Raw genomic sequence first — 15,357 nt, 5'->3', positions numbered from 1 at the left:
TCCGCGCCATTGGGATCGAGGTCGTCGCAGCGATGATCCTCGCATTGCTGGCACTGCTGGCGGGCCTAGTGCTGCTGGTGTGGGCTGGTGATCACTTTGTAACGGGCGCATCACGTCTCGCCACCGCGCTGCGAATCCGGCCTGCAGTGATCGGGGCGGTAGTGCTGGGCTTCGGCACGTCCGCACCGGAGATGGTGGTGTCCTCGCTGGCGGCGATCAATGGCGAGCCCGCGCTCGGCGTGGGCAACATCGTGGGCTCGAACGTGGCAAACCTCAGCCTGGGCCTCGGAGTGGCAGCACTGCTCATGCCGATCCCGTTCTCCCGCATGGCCCTGCGTCGCGATGTTCCCTGGTCGATGGCTGCCGCAGCGATATTCGCTCTGTTGGTCGTGGACGGCACGCTCAGCCGATTTGAGGGCGGCCTGCTGGCCGTTTTGATGGCAATCACCTTGGTGTGGCTGGTGCGCTCGTCGCGTGACGAGACCCTTCCGCCCGATAAAGGCACATCTCCTGTCGCTCAGGACGTCGGTCGGTCGATCACCAATCTGATCCGGGCGCTGCTGGGGCTGTTCGGCGTCATCGTGGGCGCCCAGCTCGCTGTGGAGGGCGCCACCGCACTCGCGGAGCGCTGGGGCCTCAGCGGCGGCTTCATCGGCTTCTCTGTCGTAGCGGTGGGCACGTCGTTGCCGGAGCTAGCGACCGTTGTAGCCGCCGCTCGAAAAGGGCACACCGAGCTGATCGTGGGCAACCTGTTCGGCTCAAACATCTTCAACAGCCTCGCTGTCGGCGGAGCCATGGGCCTGGTGGGCGCGGGAGCCATCGACGACCCCACGCTGACCGGCCTCGGAATCGGAGCGATGATGGCCGTGATCGTGCTGGCCTACCTGGGTGCGCTCGTCGGCAAGCGTGCCAGCCGAATCGATGGCGTCGCCCTGGTCGCCGTCTACATCGGCGCAATGGTCCTGCTCGGCGTCAGCTGAACGGAACGCGGCCACAATTCCCCGTTCAATTGCGAACGCCTCTAGCTCAGGAACGCGTGGGAGTGAGACCGCGCTGCCAGATGCCCAGCAGCACGATGCCGAACAGCGAGCATGCGGCCGCCGCGTAGAAGGCGCCGACCGTGGCGCCGACGAGCCACGCCGTGACACCCAGAATCGGCCCGCCGATTCCAGCCGAGAGCTCGAAGAACATCGTGAAGGTGCTCATGGCACGCGCGCGCTCGTTGACCGGGACGCCTTCGACAGCGGCGACCATCAGCGCTGGGTAGAGCAGCGAACCGCCGAGGGCCAGGATCAGCACGCCGACGTACAGCCCTGGAACCGACACAAAGGTACCGATCACCACCATGCCGGCGGCCGCACCGATGAGTGCCAACGTCGCCGTTCGCTTCGTGCCCAGCTTGTCGGGCAGCTTGCGTCCGATGATGCGAAGCACCAGAACCAGCATGCTGTAGACGAAAAAGACCGGGCCGAGCCAGCCGAGACTGTGCTCTTCTGCGAGCTTGGGCAGGTAGGCGTACAGCGCCGGGATGATGATGATCCCCATCGCCAGAATGGTCCCGGGCCACAGCGCCGGCCTGTAAAAGATGCGGCCTGCGTTGCCCGTGTTCGCGGGCGCCTGGGCGTGCGGCGCCGCAGGCGGCTGGACTGCGCTTCCCTCCTTGCCGACGAGTTGGAACACCAGCGGGCGTGCTGCCTGGGCGAGGCGCACCTGCAGTTGGGAAGCACCAACGCCCGCCGTCCCGTTCATCTGGCCGTTGTCGTCCTCGGCGAAATGCTGCCCCACGGCACTCGGCGAGTCCTTCGGAAGAAACCCGCCGATGACCGCAGACAGCATCATCAGTGCCCCCGCAAGAGCAAATGCCGCGTCGTAGCCCCCCAATGCGAAAGAGGAGTCGCCCCACTCCTGGGTGATCGTTCCCAGTCCTGGGCCTATCCCCATTCCGAAGTAGAGGAACACCGAGAACCAGCTCACGGCCTCGCCGCGGCGGTGCTCCGGGGCCAGGTCGCTGATCATCGCGGCGCTGCCGACGAAGAACATCCCCTGGAACGCTCCGGTCAGCATGCGCATGGCCAGGATGAGTACGTACGTATCGGCCCAGATATGCCCGAAGAACGTCACCGCGGTGGTGAAGCCGCCTAGGACGATCAAGAAGCGGCGGCCACGCTCGTCGCCGAGACGGCCGATGAGCGGTCGGGCTGCGATGGCCGTAATGGCGAACACGCCGATGGCGAAGCCGACTGCCACGTCACCACCGCCTGTCTGGTTGGTGACCAGCAATGCCGTGAGCGGCAGCATCGAAGAGAACGAGATAGCCGAGAACAGTGCGCTGACGTTCAGGATCAGGAACGGGCCGGTGAGCAGGCGCGACGGCTCGCCAAGAGGCGGCGCGGCGATCGGTGTCGCCGAGAACGTCGACTGTGACATGGGGCGATGGCCTCGTGCACGCTGTGCCCGGAATTCGATGCGGGCGCGCAGGTTCGGTTAGGCCATGCTAGGGGTGATGCCCACAGAGGTTCTTGAGGCGGCCGCCGGGAGCGAGCTCCCGATGAGCGATTCCCCAACGATCGTGCGCGGAGCGTGCCACCACGACTGCCCAGATACCTGCGCGTGGGAAGTCACGGTTCGCGACGGCGTCGCCGTGCACCTGCGAGGCGATCCGGCCCATCCGTTCACCGACGGTCAGCTCTGTCCGAAGGTGAACCCGTTTCTGGACCGCGTGTATCACCCTGACCGGCTCCTGCGGCCAATGCGACGAGCCGGGCCCAAGGGCGAAGGTCGGTTCAAGCCGATGGAGTGGGATGCTGCGATCGCTGAGATTGCCGAACGCACGGCCGCGGCCATTGCTCGCCATGGTGGCGAGACCGTGCTGCCCTACTCGCTCGACGGCACACAAGGACTCGTGCAGAAGGGTGTGCTCGCGGACCGGTTCTTCGCCGCGCTGGGGGCCACCCGCCTGAACCGTGACATCTGCGGAGTGACTGCGTGGTTGGGCGCGTCCGATGTGCTGGGTGTCCCCCTCGGAGCCGATCCCACCGAGATCGCCGATGCCCGCACCGTGGTGCTGTGGGGCACCAACACGCTGCTGACCAACCGTCACCTGTGGCGATTCATCGAAACGGCTCGCGGCAACGGCGCCAGCGTCATCGTCGTCGACCCGATCGCCACCATGACAGCCCAGCGGGCCGACTGGCACCTCCAGCCGCGTCCGGGCACCGACGTTGCCCTGGTGCTGGGAATCATCGGCGTGCTGGACAGCGAGGGATCGATCGACGAGGCAAGACTCGAGGCCAGCGCCGAGGGCTGGCCAGAGCTGCGGGCCGAAGCCCGGGCCATGAGCCTCGACGACGCAGCCAGCATCACCGGCACCGAACCCGCCGACATCGTTGGACTGGCGCACCGCATCGCCCACTCGGGGCCGACGGTGCTGCGTGCGCTCATCGGCATGGAGCACCGCGAACACGGCCGGGACATCCACCGCGCGATCGCCGCCCTGGCCGCCGTCTCGGGTTCTGTCTACATGCGCTCCACGCAGGTGTACTTCGACACGGCATTCGCCGACGTTGTGCCGCCGCCCGGTCCTGAGCGGGCCGTGAACATGTCGGCACTCGGCGACGTTCTCACCAAAAGCGAACTGGAATCGCCCGTAACGGTGCTGGTGAACTATGGCTGCAATCCCGCTGCCATCACGCCTGACCAGAACCGGGTGCTCGCCGGCCTCGAACGCGACGACCTGTTCACCGTGGTGATCGAGCAGTTCATGACCGACACCGCGAGGTACGCCGACATCGTGCTGCCCACGACCACCCAGATCGAGCACCTCGACCTGATGAACGCGTGGGGCCATCTGTACGTATCGCTGAACCTGCCGGCCATCGAGCCGCTCGGAGAGTGCTTGGCGAACACTGAGATCTTCCGCCGGCTGGCAGATGCGATGAAGCTCGATGCGCCCGGCCTGACCGACAGCGACGAGCAGGTGGCGCGGGATTTGCTCGCGAGCGACCACCCTTGGCTCGACGGCATCACCTACGAGCGGCTCGAACGAGACGGCTGGGCGCGACTGGAAGTGCCGACAGGCTGGTCTGCCCTGGTCGAACGGGAGGTCCCGCTGTCGCCGCCGTCGAGTGCCGACGCTGCCCATGGGGCCCCGCGTCGCCAACTGGGCCTGCTGCAGCTCGGTGCGCTCCGCTACCGACCCGCAGCAGAATCACCCGCAGGCGACGCTGCGCTGGCCGGGCGCTACCCGCTGGCGCTCATGACGCTGAAGCAGCACCTGCGCTTCCTCAACAGCCACTACGGCGGTTTCGAGCACCACCTTCCGGAACCGCCGCGGCCACGCCTCGAGATCAGTGCCGCCGACGCGTCGGTGCGGGGCATCTTCGAAGGTGACCGGGTGCGTGTCTTCAACCACCGAGGCGAGCTGTTCACCGACGCCACCATCTCGGACCGCTTGCAGCCCGGGCTGGTGGCAATGCCCTTTGGCTGGTGGGCTGGCAGCGCCGATGCGCGCACCGTCAACGTCCTGACCAACGCTGCGGTCGGCGGTCCCGATCCCGACGTCGGTTCGGCGGCCTTTCACGACACGCTTGTCGAAGTCGAACCGGCCCATCGCGATCCGCGGACACTGGCCAGCTCGTCGCCGTAGCCTGCGATGGCGATGAACGTCGCCGAATTGCTTGAACGCGCCGCGCGCGACGACGCCGTCGTGCTCATCGACCGTTCCGCCTCACCCACCAGACACGTCACCGCTGCTGAGCTGCGAGATCGGGCACTGCGTTGCGGTGCAGGCTTGGCTGCACGCGGTCTCGCGTCATCGGCGCGCGTCGGCCTGCTGGCCGGCAACTGCGGCGAGTTCTACGACGTGTTGTTCGGCGCACCTGCGGCGGGCTTGGTGTTCGTGCCGCTGAACACCAAGCTGCCGGCGGAAACCCAGGCGTACATCGCAGACGACGCCGATGTGCAGCTGGTCATTTCCGACCGTGAGCACGCCGCACTCGTCCCGCCCGATGTGCCGAACATTGTGATCGGGTCGCCGCAATGGGATGAGCTGCACTCGCACGAACCGCTCCCAGGCCCCGCAGACATGCACGATGACGACATCGCTGTGCACATCTACACCTCGGGCTCCACCGGCCGGCCCAAGGGCGTGCTGCTCACTCACAGGAACATCATCTTCACGGTTCTGGAGTACGGCGCGGCGATGCCCGGCGAGGTGATGCTCGTCTCTGCCCCGCTGTACCACAAGAACGCTTCGATGTCCTCGAAGCTGGCGTTCGCCAACGGAGGCACAGTGGTCCTCCTGCCTGGATTTACAGCCGCCGGCTACATCGACGCCATCACAGAGCACAGCGTGACGATGTGCTCGGGCGTGCCGACGATGTTCGCGCTCGTCACGGCCGAGGTCGCTGCCCGCGTCGCGGCCGGCGAGCAGATCCCTGACCTGTCCTCGGTCCAACGTGCCTTCATCGGCTCGGCGCCGTTGACCGAAGCCCTCCACAGCGACGTGCAACGCCTGCTTCCGGGAGCACTGGTATCGAACGGCTACGGCACCACAGAAGCCGTGCTCGAATTCGGGCCCCATCCGCAGGGCAAGCCACGGCCCAAGATCTCCGTCGGCCACGCACATCCCAAGGTGGAGCTGCGACTGGTCGACCCTGCAACCGGGGAAGACTCAGATGCGGGCGAGCTGTGGGTGCGCTCGCCCGGGGTGATGGCCGGCTACCACAACCTGCCCGAAGTCAACGCAGAGCGGCTGACCGACGGCTGGTACCACACAGGTGACCTGATGACCCGTGATGCCGACGGCTGGTATTTCTTCGTCGGTCGGGTCGACGACATGTTCGTCTGCGCAGGCGAGAACATCTATCCAGACGCAGTGGAGCAGCTGCTCGAGAATCACCCTGCGGTCCACCAGGCAGTCGTGGTTCCGGTGCCCGACGAGGTGAAGGGCCAGTTGCCCGCCGCATTCGTACGCATCGAGCCCGGTCGCACGCTCACCGTCGATGCGGTGAAGCAGTACGCACTCGCGATTGGGCCGGCATACGCCCACCCCCGTCACGTGTGGTTCGTCGACGAGATCCCGCTTGCCTCGACAGCAAAGATCGACCGCAACGGCCTCGTCGCGCGGGCTGCCGATCTGGTTCGCACACCCGACTCGGAACCCTCCGCATCCTGAATCGCCTACCAATGCCGGCGGGCCCGCCATCGAGGCTCCGCACCCTGACCCAGGGCGTCGGGCAGATCGCCAACGAGGTCCGCCAAGACTGGGCTGCCAAGCGCATCGCCGGACTCTCCGCTGAGATCGCATTCTTCGCCCTGCTTGGCCTGTTCCCGGCCGTCATCGTGTTCGCCGCGCTGCTCGGCTCACTGGATGTGCTGATCGGCCAGAGCGCGGCAGCCGACACTGAGGCGTGGCTGCTCGAACGCATCAGCGAGACGTTCGGCGATCAGAACACGCTCAATACCACCATCGCCGAGTTGTTTGACCGCTCTGATGCCCGCGTGGTCACCGTGGGCGTGGCCGTCGCCGGGTATGCCGCTTCCCGGGGCTTCGTGGCGGTTGTGCGTGCGCTGAACGTCACCCGTGGGCATCAAGGCGCTCGGAACTGGCTGTCCACCCGGCTCGTGGGATTCGCACTGACGTTCTTCACCTTGGTGGTCGCCGTGGGTGTCGCTGCGATGGTGGTCGTGGGGCCGCTGCTCGGCGGGGGTACCGAGCTCGCAGACCGATTCGGCGCGGGTCGGGTGTTCAGCACGGCGTGGGACTGGCTCCGCTGGCCCGCTGTCGTGATTGCTGTCGTCGCGTGGGCCGCGACCGTCTACCGCATCGCGCCACGCCACAAGCTGACATGGCAGCGCGAAGTTCCCGGCGCACTGATGGCAACTGCATGGTGGCTCGTCGTCTCGGGCGGCTTCGGTGCGTACCTCGGCCTGGCATCGAGCGGCATGAACGCCGTGTTCGGTCTGCTGGGTGGCGTCCTCAGCCTGCTGCTCTGGCTGTACTTGCTGGCGATGGGACTGCTCGCAGGCGCCGAGCTGAACAGCCTTCTGGATCGTCATCGTCCACAGGGCGGCGGCTCGCAGGCATCGCCCGAATCGCTCTCCTAGGGTGACGCTCATGTGGATTCGCTTGCGTCAAATTGCTGTCACGACTGCGGACCTCGGCCGTACAGCCGTCGACATTCAGACCGTGCTGGGCGTCGAGCCGTGTCATATCGACCCCGGTGTCGGCGTCTTCGGGCTGAAGAACACGCTGTGGCCTGTGGGCACCCAATTCCTGGAGTGCGTGACGCCCGTCACCGAGGACACCGCCGCGGGCCGCTACCAGAATCGTCGCGGCGGCGATACGGGTTACATGGTCATCACCGAGGTGGACGACGTGGCTGCGCGGCGCTCACATGTGGACGATCTGGGGGTCCGCGTCGCGTTTGACATGAACTATCCCGACGACGGCATCGTGGGGATGCAGCTCCACCCCGCCGACACTGGCGGCGCATTCTTCGAGATGGACCAGATGACCAGCGACGGCGCCGGGGCAGTCGGCGGTCCGTGGTGGCCCGCCGGCAAGCACTGGGAGCCGTTCGTGCGTACCGAGTTGGTGAGCGGCATCGCCGCCGCCGAATTGCAGAGCCCCGACCCACAAAGGCTGGCCGAGCGGTGGAGCCAGATCGCGCAGATCGATCTCGACAGCGACACCGACGGCAATCCGATCGTGCCGATCGACAACGCCACACTCCGATTCGTGGCCGAGACCGACGGACGCGGCGAAGGGCTCGGTGGGATTGACGTCACCACCGTGGATCGCGATGCGGTGCTCGCTGGTGCTCGTGCCCGCGGCTGCTACGTCAACGACAGTCAGGTCATGCTCGCCGGCTTGCGAGTCAACCTCGTCGACAGCGATGAGAACTCCGCCGGTGCGCATCGCCGCGCCGAGGCACCACGACTTACCGTCATTCCGACATCCACACCAACCAAGGAGACACGACCACCATGAGCGACAACCTGACGCACCTGCCGATCCCGCCGCGAGGTGGGCCGAGACCCGCGCCGGCGTCACAGAGGCGCTCAACCTGCCTGGCGCTCTCGACCACGAGGGCAAGTGGTGGTTCGGGCCGATGAGCGTCGACATGCTGTTGAGGGTGGTGAGTTGGGATCCGCTGACACATTCATGGGACATCGCTCAAGCCGCAGGCATCGACGTCGAGCTGCCCGCAGACCTGTGCGAGATCAGTCTCAACACCATCAAGAGCATGGGTGAAGGCCCGCGCAAGATGAAGCTGATCACCGATCCGGTTGAGATTGCCGACGACGCCCCGATCGCGGACCGTTACCTGGCATACGTCGGACGTCAGCCGTGAGCGGCACCGACGAGCGCGCCGAACCCCTGCGCTGGGACAGGTCGGCGACGTCACCATCACGTCGGTCTCGGAATCCGATACTCCGACTTCGCCGCGGTTTCTGTATGACGGCATAGGCAAGAACGACGTGCTGGCCCGCGCCGATGCCGCACCGTGGCTGCGCCCGCACTTCGTGAGCGACGAGGGCTACCTGCTGCAGCGAATTCACTGCTGCGTGATCGAAGCCGGCGATCACCGCATTGCGGTGGATACCTGCGTCGGCAACGACAAGCAGCGGTCCAACCCGTTCTGGCACGAACAGCAGGGTCCGTTCCTCGACGACTTGGCGGCCGCGGGCTTCCCGCCGGAATCCATCACCCACGTGGTGTGCACTCACCTGCACGTGGACCATGTCGGCTGGAACACCCGGCTCGTGGACGGCGAATGGGTGCCCACGTTCCCGAACGCTCAGTACCTGTTCTGCCGGGCCGAGTACGACCATTGGGAGAGCACCGACGATCTGTTCGGCGACGGTGTATTCGACGACTCGGTGGCGCCGATCGTGGCGGCGGGCCTCGTGGACATGATCGACCCAGACCATCAGATCTGCGATGAAGTGTCGTTCCAGTCGACACCGGGGCACACCCCAGGGCACATCTCGGTAGTCATCACCTCGCAAGGCAAGCGGGCGATCATCACCGGGGACATGGCCCACACTCCTCTCCAGCTCGCAGACCCAGATCTGAGCTCGATGTTCGACACCGACCAAGACGAGGCCCGGGCGACCCGCCACGAGGTCTTCCCCGACTGGGCTGACGGCGAGACCCTGGTCATCGGCACGCACTTCGGCGCGCCCACCGGCGGGATCATGGTGCGCGACGGCGAGGGCTACAAGCTCGAATTCGACGACGACGCTGAGCGGGTCTGAGAGCGGCTCCGAGACTCAGTGGCCGCCGCGTAGCAGCTTCGCGATTCCTGACATCAGGCGGTCGGGCCTGCCCGTTCTCAGCTCGAGTTCATCGGCGACGCCGAGCAGCGCGCGGCTCACGCGTACGCCGAGCCAGCGCAGCGGCTCGGGCTCCCAGCGCCTAGAGCTGACTCCCACCCAGGGCAGGCTGGCGCGCTCGGTGTCGCGCTCGCAGATCAGCTCGGCCATCGTGCGACCCGCAAGGTTGGACGCCGCCACACCTTCGCCCACGTAACCACCGAGCACGCCTTGGCCGGTCCGCGGGTCGAAGTGCACGCCCGGGAGCCAGTTTCGTGGGATGCCGAGCACGCCGCCCCATCGATGCGTGATGCGCGCATCTGCGAGCTGCGGAAGCATCTCGACCAGCACTCGCCAGATCCGCCGGTGCATTCCCAGGTGAAACTCGGCAGATGGCACGATCCGCGAGCCGAAGCTGTAGGGCACACCGGTGGCACCAAAGGCGATCCGGTTGTCGGCTGTGCGCTGGCCGTAGGTCACCATGCGACGGTCGTCGGCAAAGCTGGGTCGGTTCGCCAGCCCGATGTCATCGAACAGTTCGTCGGGCAGCGGCTCGGTGGCCACCATGCGCGAGTACACGGGCAGGATGTCGCGCCGGTGCCCTCGCAGGTCCCGGGTGTACGCCTCCGTCGCCCTCACGATCACCGGTGCCCGCACTTCGCTGCCGCCAACCTGCACGGCACTGCCGCCGATAGACCTCGCTCGGGTCTGCTCGTAGATCTCCGCCCCTGCCGATTCGGCGACCGCGGCCAGTCCGCGGGCCAGCTTGGCGGGGTCCAGCACGGCCGAGGGCCCGAGCAGGATGCCACCACGCACGTCAGTGGCGTTCAGCTGCTCTGCGGCCTCATCGGCATCAAGGAGCCGGACCTCGTCGGGGGTCAACCCCATCTCCCGGGCCTCAGCGATCTCCGCGACCTGGCGCTCGACTTGGGGAACGGTGCGCGCCACCCGGATCGTGCCGCCCTTCGCGTAATCGCAGTCGATGCCCTCGGTGGCTGCGACCCTGCCGATCTCGTCCACCGCATCGAAAACCGCCCGCAGCAGGCGTCGTGATTCGGCTGGATTCGAGCGCAGCGCATAGTCATCGACAGAGCCAGCAAGCTCCCCCACCGCCCAGCCGCCATTGCGCCCCGACGCACCGAAACCGCAGTAGTGCCGTTCCAGCACTGCGACACGCAGCGATGGTTCGAGCTGCCGCAAGTAATACGCCGTCCACAACCCGCTGAAGCCACCGCCCACGATGGCGACGTCCACGTCAAGATCGCCACCGACACCGGCTCGCGCCGTGATGGGCGGCTCTAGACGATCGATCCACAGCGGTGTGGTGGACGCCGTCTCGAGTGACCACACGTCAGAAGCACTGTGAGCTGCCATCTCGCGGAAACTACCGCCGCGACCAGTCGGTTCTTGTCGCGGCAGTAATGTCTCGCACTACAGCGGGGTGCCGCAGGTGCCTGCGGGGGGTCTGCGATGCGTGAGATCGAAGCTGTGTCTGTCGGCGAGCGCTCGGGCTTGCGCTATGCCCGCATCGTTCCGGAGTGGGCCACCGAGCTCGAGGCGCTGGAGCTGGCCTCTCACCCGACCGCCGACCAGCACGACCTGTACGACGCCGACGCGTTCGGTCAGCTGGCGCGCGATTTCTCCGAAGGCTGTTTCGCCGGATTCAACGGCGACGAGCTGGTCGCCATGGGCGTCGGCATCCGCTGCAGTTTCGATCTGGCGAATCCGATACACACGATCGCCGACATCGTGCCCGACGACCACAGCGGCAGCGGTCACGTTCCGGAGGGTCGTTGGTACTACGGCACCAGCATCGCCACCAGACTCGAGTACCGGCGCCGCGGCATCGGAGCCGAGCTGTACGAGCTGCGCAAGCGGGTCTGCGTCGATCTTGGGCTGGCGGGGATCGTCGCGGGAGGCGTCATCCCGGGCTACGCCGAGCACAAGGTGACCATGACCGCCGATGAGTACATCGCGGAAGTTCGAGCGGGCCGGCTCTATGACCGCACGCTGAGCTTCCAGATCGAGAATGGATTCGAGGCGGTGTGCGGATTGCCAAACTACATCACTGATCCGGCCACTGAGAGCTGGGCGGCGCTGATCGTATGGCACAACCCAGACTCTCAAGGCGACGCCACATGAGCGACGCTGGCGAGTCGTCGTCGGGCGGCGGGGGTTTGGTCGCCGGGGCTGAGTCCGAGACAATCGGCGATCAGGCCTTCCGGTCCGAAGGCCTACGTGGCCGGTTGCCAGAGATGACCTACGGCGGGGCATTGTCGTTCCTGCGCCGCCGCTACACACGTGACATCGCCGGGGCCGACATCGTCGTATCGGGCATCCCCTTCGACATGGCCACTTCGAACCGGCCCGGCGCCCGTCTGGGGCCCCGAGCTATCCGGGCGGCCTCGGTTGGCCTCGCCGAACTTGACGCCTATCCCTTCGGCTTCGACCCCTTCGAACACCTCGCCGTTGCCGACTACGGGGACTGCTTTATCGACTACGGCCACCCGACCGAAGCCGTCGAGCGCATTGAGGCCCACTGCACAGAGATTCTCGCTCACGACGCTCAGATGGTGACCTTCGGCGGTGATCACTTCGTCACCTACCCCATCCTGCGAGCCCATGCCGCCAAGCACGGCCCGCTGGCACTTATCCACTTCGACGCGCATCCCGACACGTGGCCCGACGACGAGGGCCGGCTCGACCACGGCTCAATGTTCCTTCGAGCCCTGCGTGAGGGCATCATCGACCCGTCGGCCTCGGTGCAAATCGGCATCCGCACCCACAATGACGATCACGGCTTCACGGTGCTCGGCGCGCCCTGGGTGCATCGCAATGGGCCTGACGCTGTCGTCGAGGTCGTGCTCGAACGTGTTGCGGATCGTCAGGCGTATCTCACCTTTGACATCGACTGCATCGACCCGGCGTTCGCCCCTGGCACCGGAACGCCAGTAGCAGGCGGTCTCACCACCGCCCAGGCACTCGAGATCGTGCGTGGCCTGTCGCCGGTCGACATCGTCGGAATGGACGTTGTGGAAGTTGCCCCCGCATACGACGTCTCCGAGATCACCGCTCTGGCAGCAGCGACCATCGCGCACGACTTCATCTGCACGCGCGCGGTGCATGTGGGCGCCTCGCCCAACCCCGTGGGACTCACATGAACACGTCCGCCGACGAGACCCCGGCCAGCACCGGTGCACCGGCTGTGGAGCTGCGCGACATCTCAAAACGGTTCGGCGAGGTCATAGCTGTCGACTCGTTCGACCTGAAGATCGCCGACGGCGAGTTCTTCGCGCTGCTCGGACCGTCGGGCTGCGGCAAGACCACGACGCTTCGCATGATCGCCGGCCTCGACGTTCCCAGCGAAGGCAGCCTGCTGATCTACGGCGAAGAAGTCGCATCTTCGCCACCGGACCGACGACCCGTCAACACCGTGTTCCAGGCGTACGCCTTGTTCCCACATATGACGGTGGCCCAGAACATCGCCTTCGGCCTGCGCATGCGCGGCATCCGCGGTTCCGAGGCCGATCGGCAGGTTGCCGAGGCAACCTCGCTCGTTCAGCTCGAAGGCATGGAACATCGCCGACCCTCGCAGCTCTCGGGCGGGCAGCAGCAACGGGTTGCGCTGGCCCGGGCGCTCGTGAACCACCCCAAGGTGCTGCTGCTCGACGAGCCCCTGGGAGCGCTGGACCTGAAGCTGCGCCAGGAAATGCAGGTGGAGCTCAAGGTGCTCCAGCGTGAGGTCGGCATCACGTTCGTGTTCGTGACACACGATCAGGAAGAGGCCTTGGCGATGAGCGACCGAGTGGGCGTCATGTCCGAAGGCCGCCTGTTGCAGGTCGGCACGCCCGCAGAGGTGTACGAGCATCCCGCCAGCCGTTTCGTGGCCGACTTCATCGGACGGACGAATCTGCTCGAAGGTGTCGTGGAGAGTTCCTCGACGGTGTGCCTGCGTGCTGGGGCAGTCGTTGCCGCTGAGAGCAACCTGGCCGCGGGCACCGCGGCAGCGTTGAGCGTGCGCCCTGAACAAGTGCGGCTGTATCCCCAAGGCGAGGTGCCTCCCGGTGCTCCGTGCCTCGACGGTGTCATTCTCGACGTCACCTACCTCGGCCACGCCTTCGTCTACACGGTGTCCATCAGCGCAGCGTCCGGCACGAGCAACGACGCACCAACGGTCACCGCCCGAGCCGAAACCGGCGAGGCAGCGCTGGCCGCAGGCGAGCCGGTCAGCGTGAGCTGGGCCCCGGCCTCTACAACCGTCGTGGCGGACTGATGCGCACGCTGCGTCGCCGTTCCAGCCCAGCAGAGACGCTGCTGACGCCCCAAGAGCAGGCCGCGCAGCGCCGGGCTCGGCGCATCGGGACGCTCATCGCCTCGCCCGGTGCGTTGTACCTGCTCATTTTCTTCATGGTCCCGCTGGGCCTCATCACCGTGTACTCGTTCGCCACCCGCACATCTACGGGCCGCACCTCGCTCAGCGGCTGGAACCTCAACTCCTACGAGCGCCTCGCCGACGACGTGATTCTGGGCATCATCGCCCGCTCGGCCTGGCTGGCGTTCATCACGACCGTGCTGTGCCTGGTGGTCGCCTACCCCTTCGCCTACTACCTGGCCACCCGCTCCCCCAGGGTCAGAGCCCGTCTGCTCGTGCTGGTGATGATCCCGTTTTGGACCAACGGACTCGTGCGGATCTTCGCAATCCGCTTCCTGCTCGGCTCGAATGGCCCGGCCTCAGCGCTCAGCGAGGCCATGGGCTTCGGCACGTTCCGCATCTTGTTCACACCCACTGCCGTCGTGCTGGGAATGGTGTACGGATTCCTGACGTTCATGGTGCTGCCGCTCTATGTGGCCCTCGAGCGCATGGACTGGCGCTTGGTCGAGGCCGCCCGTGATCTCTACGCCAGCGGAGCGAAGGCCTTCTGGCGGGTGACGGTGCCACTGACCCGCTCGGGCATCGTGGCGGGCTGCGTGCTGGTGTTCGTCCCCAGCTTCGGCTCCTATGTCGTGCCCGAGATCCTGGGCGGAGCCAAGACGCTGCTCATCGGCTCGTATGTGGCGCGCCAGTTCCAGGCTGCTCGCAACTGGCCGCTGGGCGCCTCCCTGAGCGTGCTGGTGATCGTGGCGATGCTCGTTACAGTGGCGATCAACCAGCGCAACTCGGAGAACGCCGAACGCGCCCGAGCAGGTGCGCCATGAGCAGTCTCGATACTGCGGGCACCAAGCGCTCGTCTCGACGGCTGCTGGCCGCGAACGCGTGGCTGGTGTTCACGTTCCTCTATGTGCCGATCGCAGTGTTGGTGGTGTTCTCGTTCAACGATTCCGAGCGGGTCAATGTCTGGCAAGGCCTCTCGGCGCGTTGGTACGGCGAGGCCCTTGGCAATACCCACGTCGTCAGCGCGCTGCGTGTGTCACTTGTCGTCGCGATCACCTCGACGATCGTGTCGACAGTGCTGGGGACAGCAGTGGCGCTCGCTCTCGACCGCTACCGCTTCAAGGGGAGGCGGGCGCTGGACGGCACCGTCTACCTGCCCATCGTCATCCCCGATATCACGATGGCAGTCATGCTCTTGGTGTTCTTCGCCGAGGCGTTCAGGCTCATCGACACATTCGGCCCGCGGCTCACCCTGGGTGTCACGACAGTCGCCCTCAGCCACATTGCGTTCAACATCTCGTTCGTCGCGGTGGTGGTGCGCGCCCGCCTGGATCAGTTCGATCGCACGCTCGAAGAGGCCGCACGTGATCTGTATGCCACACCGTGGCGTACGTTCAGGAGGGTGACGCTGCCGCTGATTGCGCCAGGCATCGCCGCGGGTGCCCTGCTGGCGCTGACGCTGTCGCTCGACGACGTCGTCATTTCAGCCTTCACGGCCGGCCCGGGGGCCACGACCCTGCCGGTGTACGTCTTCAGCAGTATCCGCCAAGGCGTCACGCCCGAGTTGAACGCCATCTCCACGCTCATGCTGGCCGCCTCGATCACGCTGGTCGTGGCCTCGCTGGCACTGCAACGGCCCCGGAGCAGCACGCCGTGAACCGGCA

14 protein-coding genes are annotated in these 15,357 nt (G+C 66.4%); 12 read left to right on the top strand and 2 right to left on the bottom strand.

Annotated elements, in window-relative coordinates; translation table 11 throughout:
* The first annotated feature begins 32 nt into the window (after positions 1-32).
* A complete protein-coding gene (locus ACPXYO_RS15155) occupies positions 33-980 on the top strand; it encodes a calcium/sodium antiporter (protein WP_423922199.1) in 948 nt (315 codons plus the stop codon).
* A 46-nt stretch (positions 981-1,026) separates the two neighbouring features.
* On the opposite strand, the gene ACPXYO_RS15150 is transcribed toward ACPXYO_RS15155, so the two are convergent.
* Positions 1,027-2,427, bottom strand: coding sequence for an MFS transporter (locus ACPXYO_RS15150; protein WP_423922196.1), 1,401 nt, complete (start codon positions 2,425-2,427; stop codon positions 1,027-1,029).
* A 121-nt stretch (positions 2,428-2,548) separates the two neighbouring features.
* Here ACPXYO_RS15150 and ACPXYO_RS15145 point away from each other — a divergent pair, with 121 nt between their 5' ends.
* From ACPXYO_RS15145 to ACPXYO_RS15120, 6 genes are all read left to right on the top strand, one after another.
* Positions 2,549-4,645, top strand: a complete 2,097-nt coding sequence (locus tag ACPXYO_RS15145; protein ID WP_423922194.1) for a molybdopterin-containing oxidoreductase family protein — start codon at positions 2,549-2,551, stop codon at positions 4,643-4,645.
* A gap of 12 nt (positions 4,646-4,657) precedes the next feature.
* Positions 4,658-6,175, top strand: a complete 1,518-nt coding sequence (locus ACPXYO_RS15140; protein WP_423922191.1) for an AMP-binding protein — start codon at positions 4,658-4,660, stop codon at positions 6,173-6,175.
* 11 nt (positions 6,176-6,186) lie between these two features.
* Positions 6,187-7,107 carry a YihY/virulence factor BrkB family protein gene (locus tag ACPXYO_RS15135; protein WP_423922188.1) on the top strand — a complete coding sequence of 307 codons (921 nt, stop codon included), beginning with the start codon at positions 6,187-6,189 and terminating at the stop codon, positions 7,105-7,107.
* A gap of 10 nt (positions 7,108-7,117) precedes the next feature.
* Positions 7,118-7,993, top strand: coding sequence for a hypothetical protein (locus ACPXYO_RS15130; RefSeq protein ID WP_423922185.1), 876 nt, complete (start codon positions 7,118-7,120; stop codon positions 7,991-7,993).
* Between the two features lie 121 nt (positions 7,994-8,114).
* Positions 8,115-8,357 carry a hypothetical protein gene (locus ACPXYO_RS15125; RefSeq protein ID WP_423922183.1) on the top strand — a complete coding sequence of 81 codons (243 nt, stop codon included), beginning with the start codon at positions 8,115-8,117 and terminating at the stop codon, positions 8,355-8,357.
* Positions 8,293-9,264, top strand: coding sequence for an MBL fold metallo-hydrolase (locus ACPXYO_RS15120; protein WP_423922180.1), 972 nt, complete (start codon positions 8,293-8,295; stop codon positions 9,262-9,264). Before ACPXYO_RS15125 ends, ACPXYO_RS15120 begins: the two co-directional genes overlap by 65 nt.
* 15 nt (positions 9,265-9,279) lie before the next feature.
* On the opposite strand, the gene ACPXYO_RS15115 is transcribed toward ACPXYO_RS15120, so the two are convergent.
* Positions 9,280-10,695, bottom strand: a complete 1,416-nt coding sequence (locus tag ACPXYO_RS15115; protein ID WP_423922178.1) for an NAD(P)/FAD-dependent oxidoreductase — start codon at positions 10,693-10,695, stop codon at positions 9,280-9,282.
* Between the two features lie 96 nt (positions 10,696-10,791).
* Here ACPXYO_RS15115 and ACPXYO_RS15110 point away from each other — a divergent pair, with 96 nt between their 5' ends.
* From ACPXYO_RS15110 to ACPXYO_RS15090, 5 genes are read left to right on the top strand one after another with little or no spacing between them, the layout of a single operon-like run.
* Positions 10,792-11,463, top strand: coding sequence for a GNAT family N-acetyltransferase (locus ACPXYO_RS15110; protein ID WP_423922176.1), 672 nt, complete (start codon positions 10,792-10,794; stop codon positions 11,461-11,463).
* Positions 11,460-12,482: an agmatinase gene (gene speB / locus ACPXYO_RS15105; RefSeq protein ID WP_423922173.1), complete on the top strand. Its 1,023-nt coding sequence runs from the start codon at positions 11,460-11,462 to the stop codon at positions 12,480-12,482. The genes ACPXYO_RS15110 and speB overlap by 4 nt, the downstream gene beginning before the upstream one ends.
* Positions 12,479-13,594 carry an ABC transporter ATP-binding protein gene (locus ACPXYO_RS15100; RefSeq protein WP_423922171.1) on the top strand — a complete coding sequence of 372 codons (1,116 nt, stop codon included), beginning with the start codon at positions 12,479-12,481 and terminating at the stop codon, positions 13,592-13,594. Before speB ends, ACPXYO_RS15100 begins: the two co-directional genes overlap by 4 nt.
* Positions 13,594-14,517 carry an ABC transporter permease gene (locus tag ACPXYO_RS15095; protein ID WP_423922169.1) on the top strand — a complete coding sequence of 308 codons (924 nt, stop codon included), beginning with the start codon at positions 13,594-13,596 and terminating at the stop codon, positions 14,515-14,517. The genes ACPXYO_RS15100 and ACPXYO_RS15095 overlap by 1 nt, the downstream gene beginning before the upstream one ends.
* Positions 14,514-15,350 carry an ABC transporter permease gene (locus tag ACPXYO_RS15090; protein ID WP_423922167.1) on the top strand — a complete coding sequence of 279 codons (837 nt, stop codon included), beginning with the start codon at positions 14,514-14,516 and terminating at the stop codon, positions 15,348-15,350. The genes ACPXYO_RS15095 and ACPXYO_RS15090 overlap by 4 nt, the downstream gene beginning before the upstream one ends.
* Positions 15,351-15,357 lie beyond the last annotated feature (7 nt).

Source organism: Candidatus Poriferisodalis sp. (assembly GCF_965237655.1).
In the GTDB taxonomy this organism is placed as follows: Bacteria; Actinomycetota; Acidimicrobiia; order Acidimicrobiales; family Poriferisodalaceae; genus Poriferisodalis.
The sequence above is the reverse complement of the archived record's forward strand: the minus strand, read 5'-3'. Positions and strand labels throughout refer to the sequence as shown.

Bases quoted from the DNA above. Each gene is read 5' to 3' on its own strand.
- ACPXYO_RS15155 (WP_423922199.1), top strand. From the start codon at position 33: ATGATCCTCGCATTGCTGGCACTGCTGGCGGGCCTAGTGCTGCTGGTG.
- ACPXYO_RS15150 (WP_423922196.1), bottom strand. From the start codon at position 2,427: ATGTCACAGTCGACGTTCTCGGCGACACCGATCGCCGCGCCGCCTCTT.
- ACPXYO_RS15145 (WP_423922194.1), top strand. From the start codon at position 2,549: ATGAGCGATTCCCCAACGATCGTGCGCGGAGCGTGCCACCACGACTGC.
- ACPXYO_RS15140 (WP_423922191.1), top strand. From the start codon at position 4,658: ATGAACGTCGCCGAATTGCTTGAACGCGCCGCGCGCGACGACGCCGTC.
- ACPXYO_RS15135 (WP_423922188.1), top strand. From the start codon at position 6,187: ATGCCGGCGGGCCCGCCATCGAGGCTCCGCACCCTGACCCAGGGCGTC.
- ACPXYO_RS15130 (WP_423922185.1), top strand. From the start codon at position 7,118: ATGTGGATTCGCTTGCGTCAAATTGCTGTCACGACTGCGGACCTCGGC.
- ACPXYO_RS15125 (WP_423922183.1), top strand. From the start codon at position 8,115: ATGAGCGTCGACATGCTGTTGAGGGTGGTGAGTTGGGATCCGCTGACA.
- ACPXYO_RS15115 (WP_423922178.1), bottom strand. From the start codon at position 10,695: ATGGCAGCTCACAGTGCTTCTGACGTGTGGTCACTCGAGACGGCGTCC.
- ACPXYO_RS15110 (WP_423922176.1), top strand. From the start codon at position 10,792: ATGCGTGAGATCGAAGCTGTGTCTGTCGGCGAGCGCTCGGGCTTGCGC.
- speB (WP_423922173.1), top strand. From the start codon at position 11,460: ATGAGCGACGCTGGCGAGTCGTCGTCGGGCGGCGGGGGTTTGGTCGCC.
- ACPXYO_RS15100 (WP_423922171.1), top strand. From the start codon at position 12,479: ATGAACACGTCCGCCGACGAGACCCCGGCCAGCACCGGTGCACCGGCT.
- ACPXYO_RS15095 (WP_423922169.1), top strand. From the start codon at position 13,594: ATGCGCACGCTGCGTCGCCGTTCCAGCCCAGCAGAGACGCTGCTGACG.
- ACPXYO_RS15090 (WP_423922167.1), top strand. From the start codon at position 14,514: ATGAGCAGTCTCGATACTGCGGGCACCAAGCGCTCGTCTCGACGGCTG.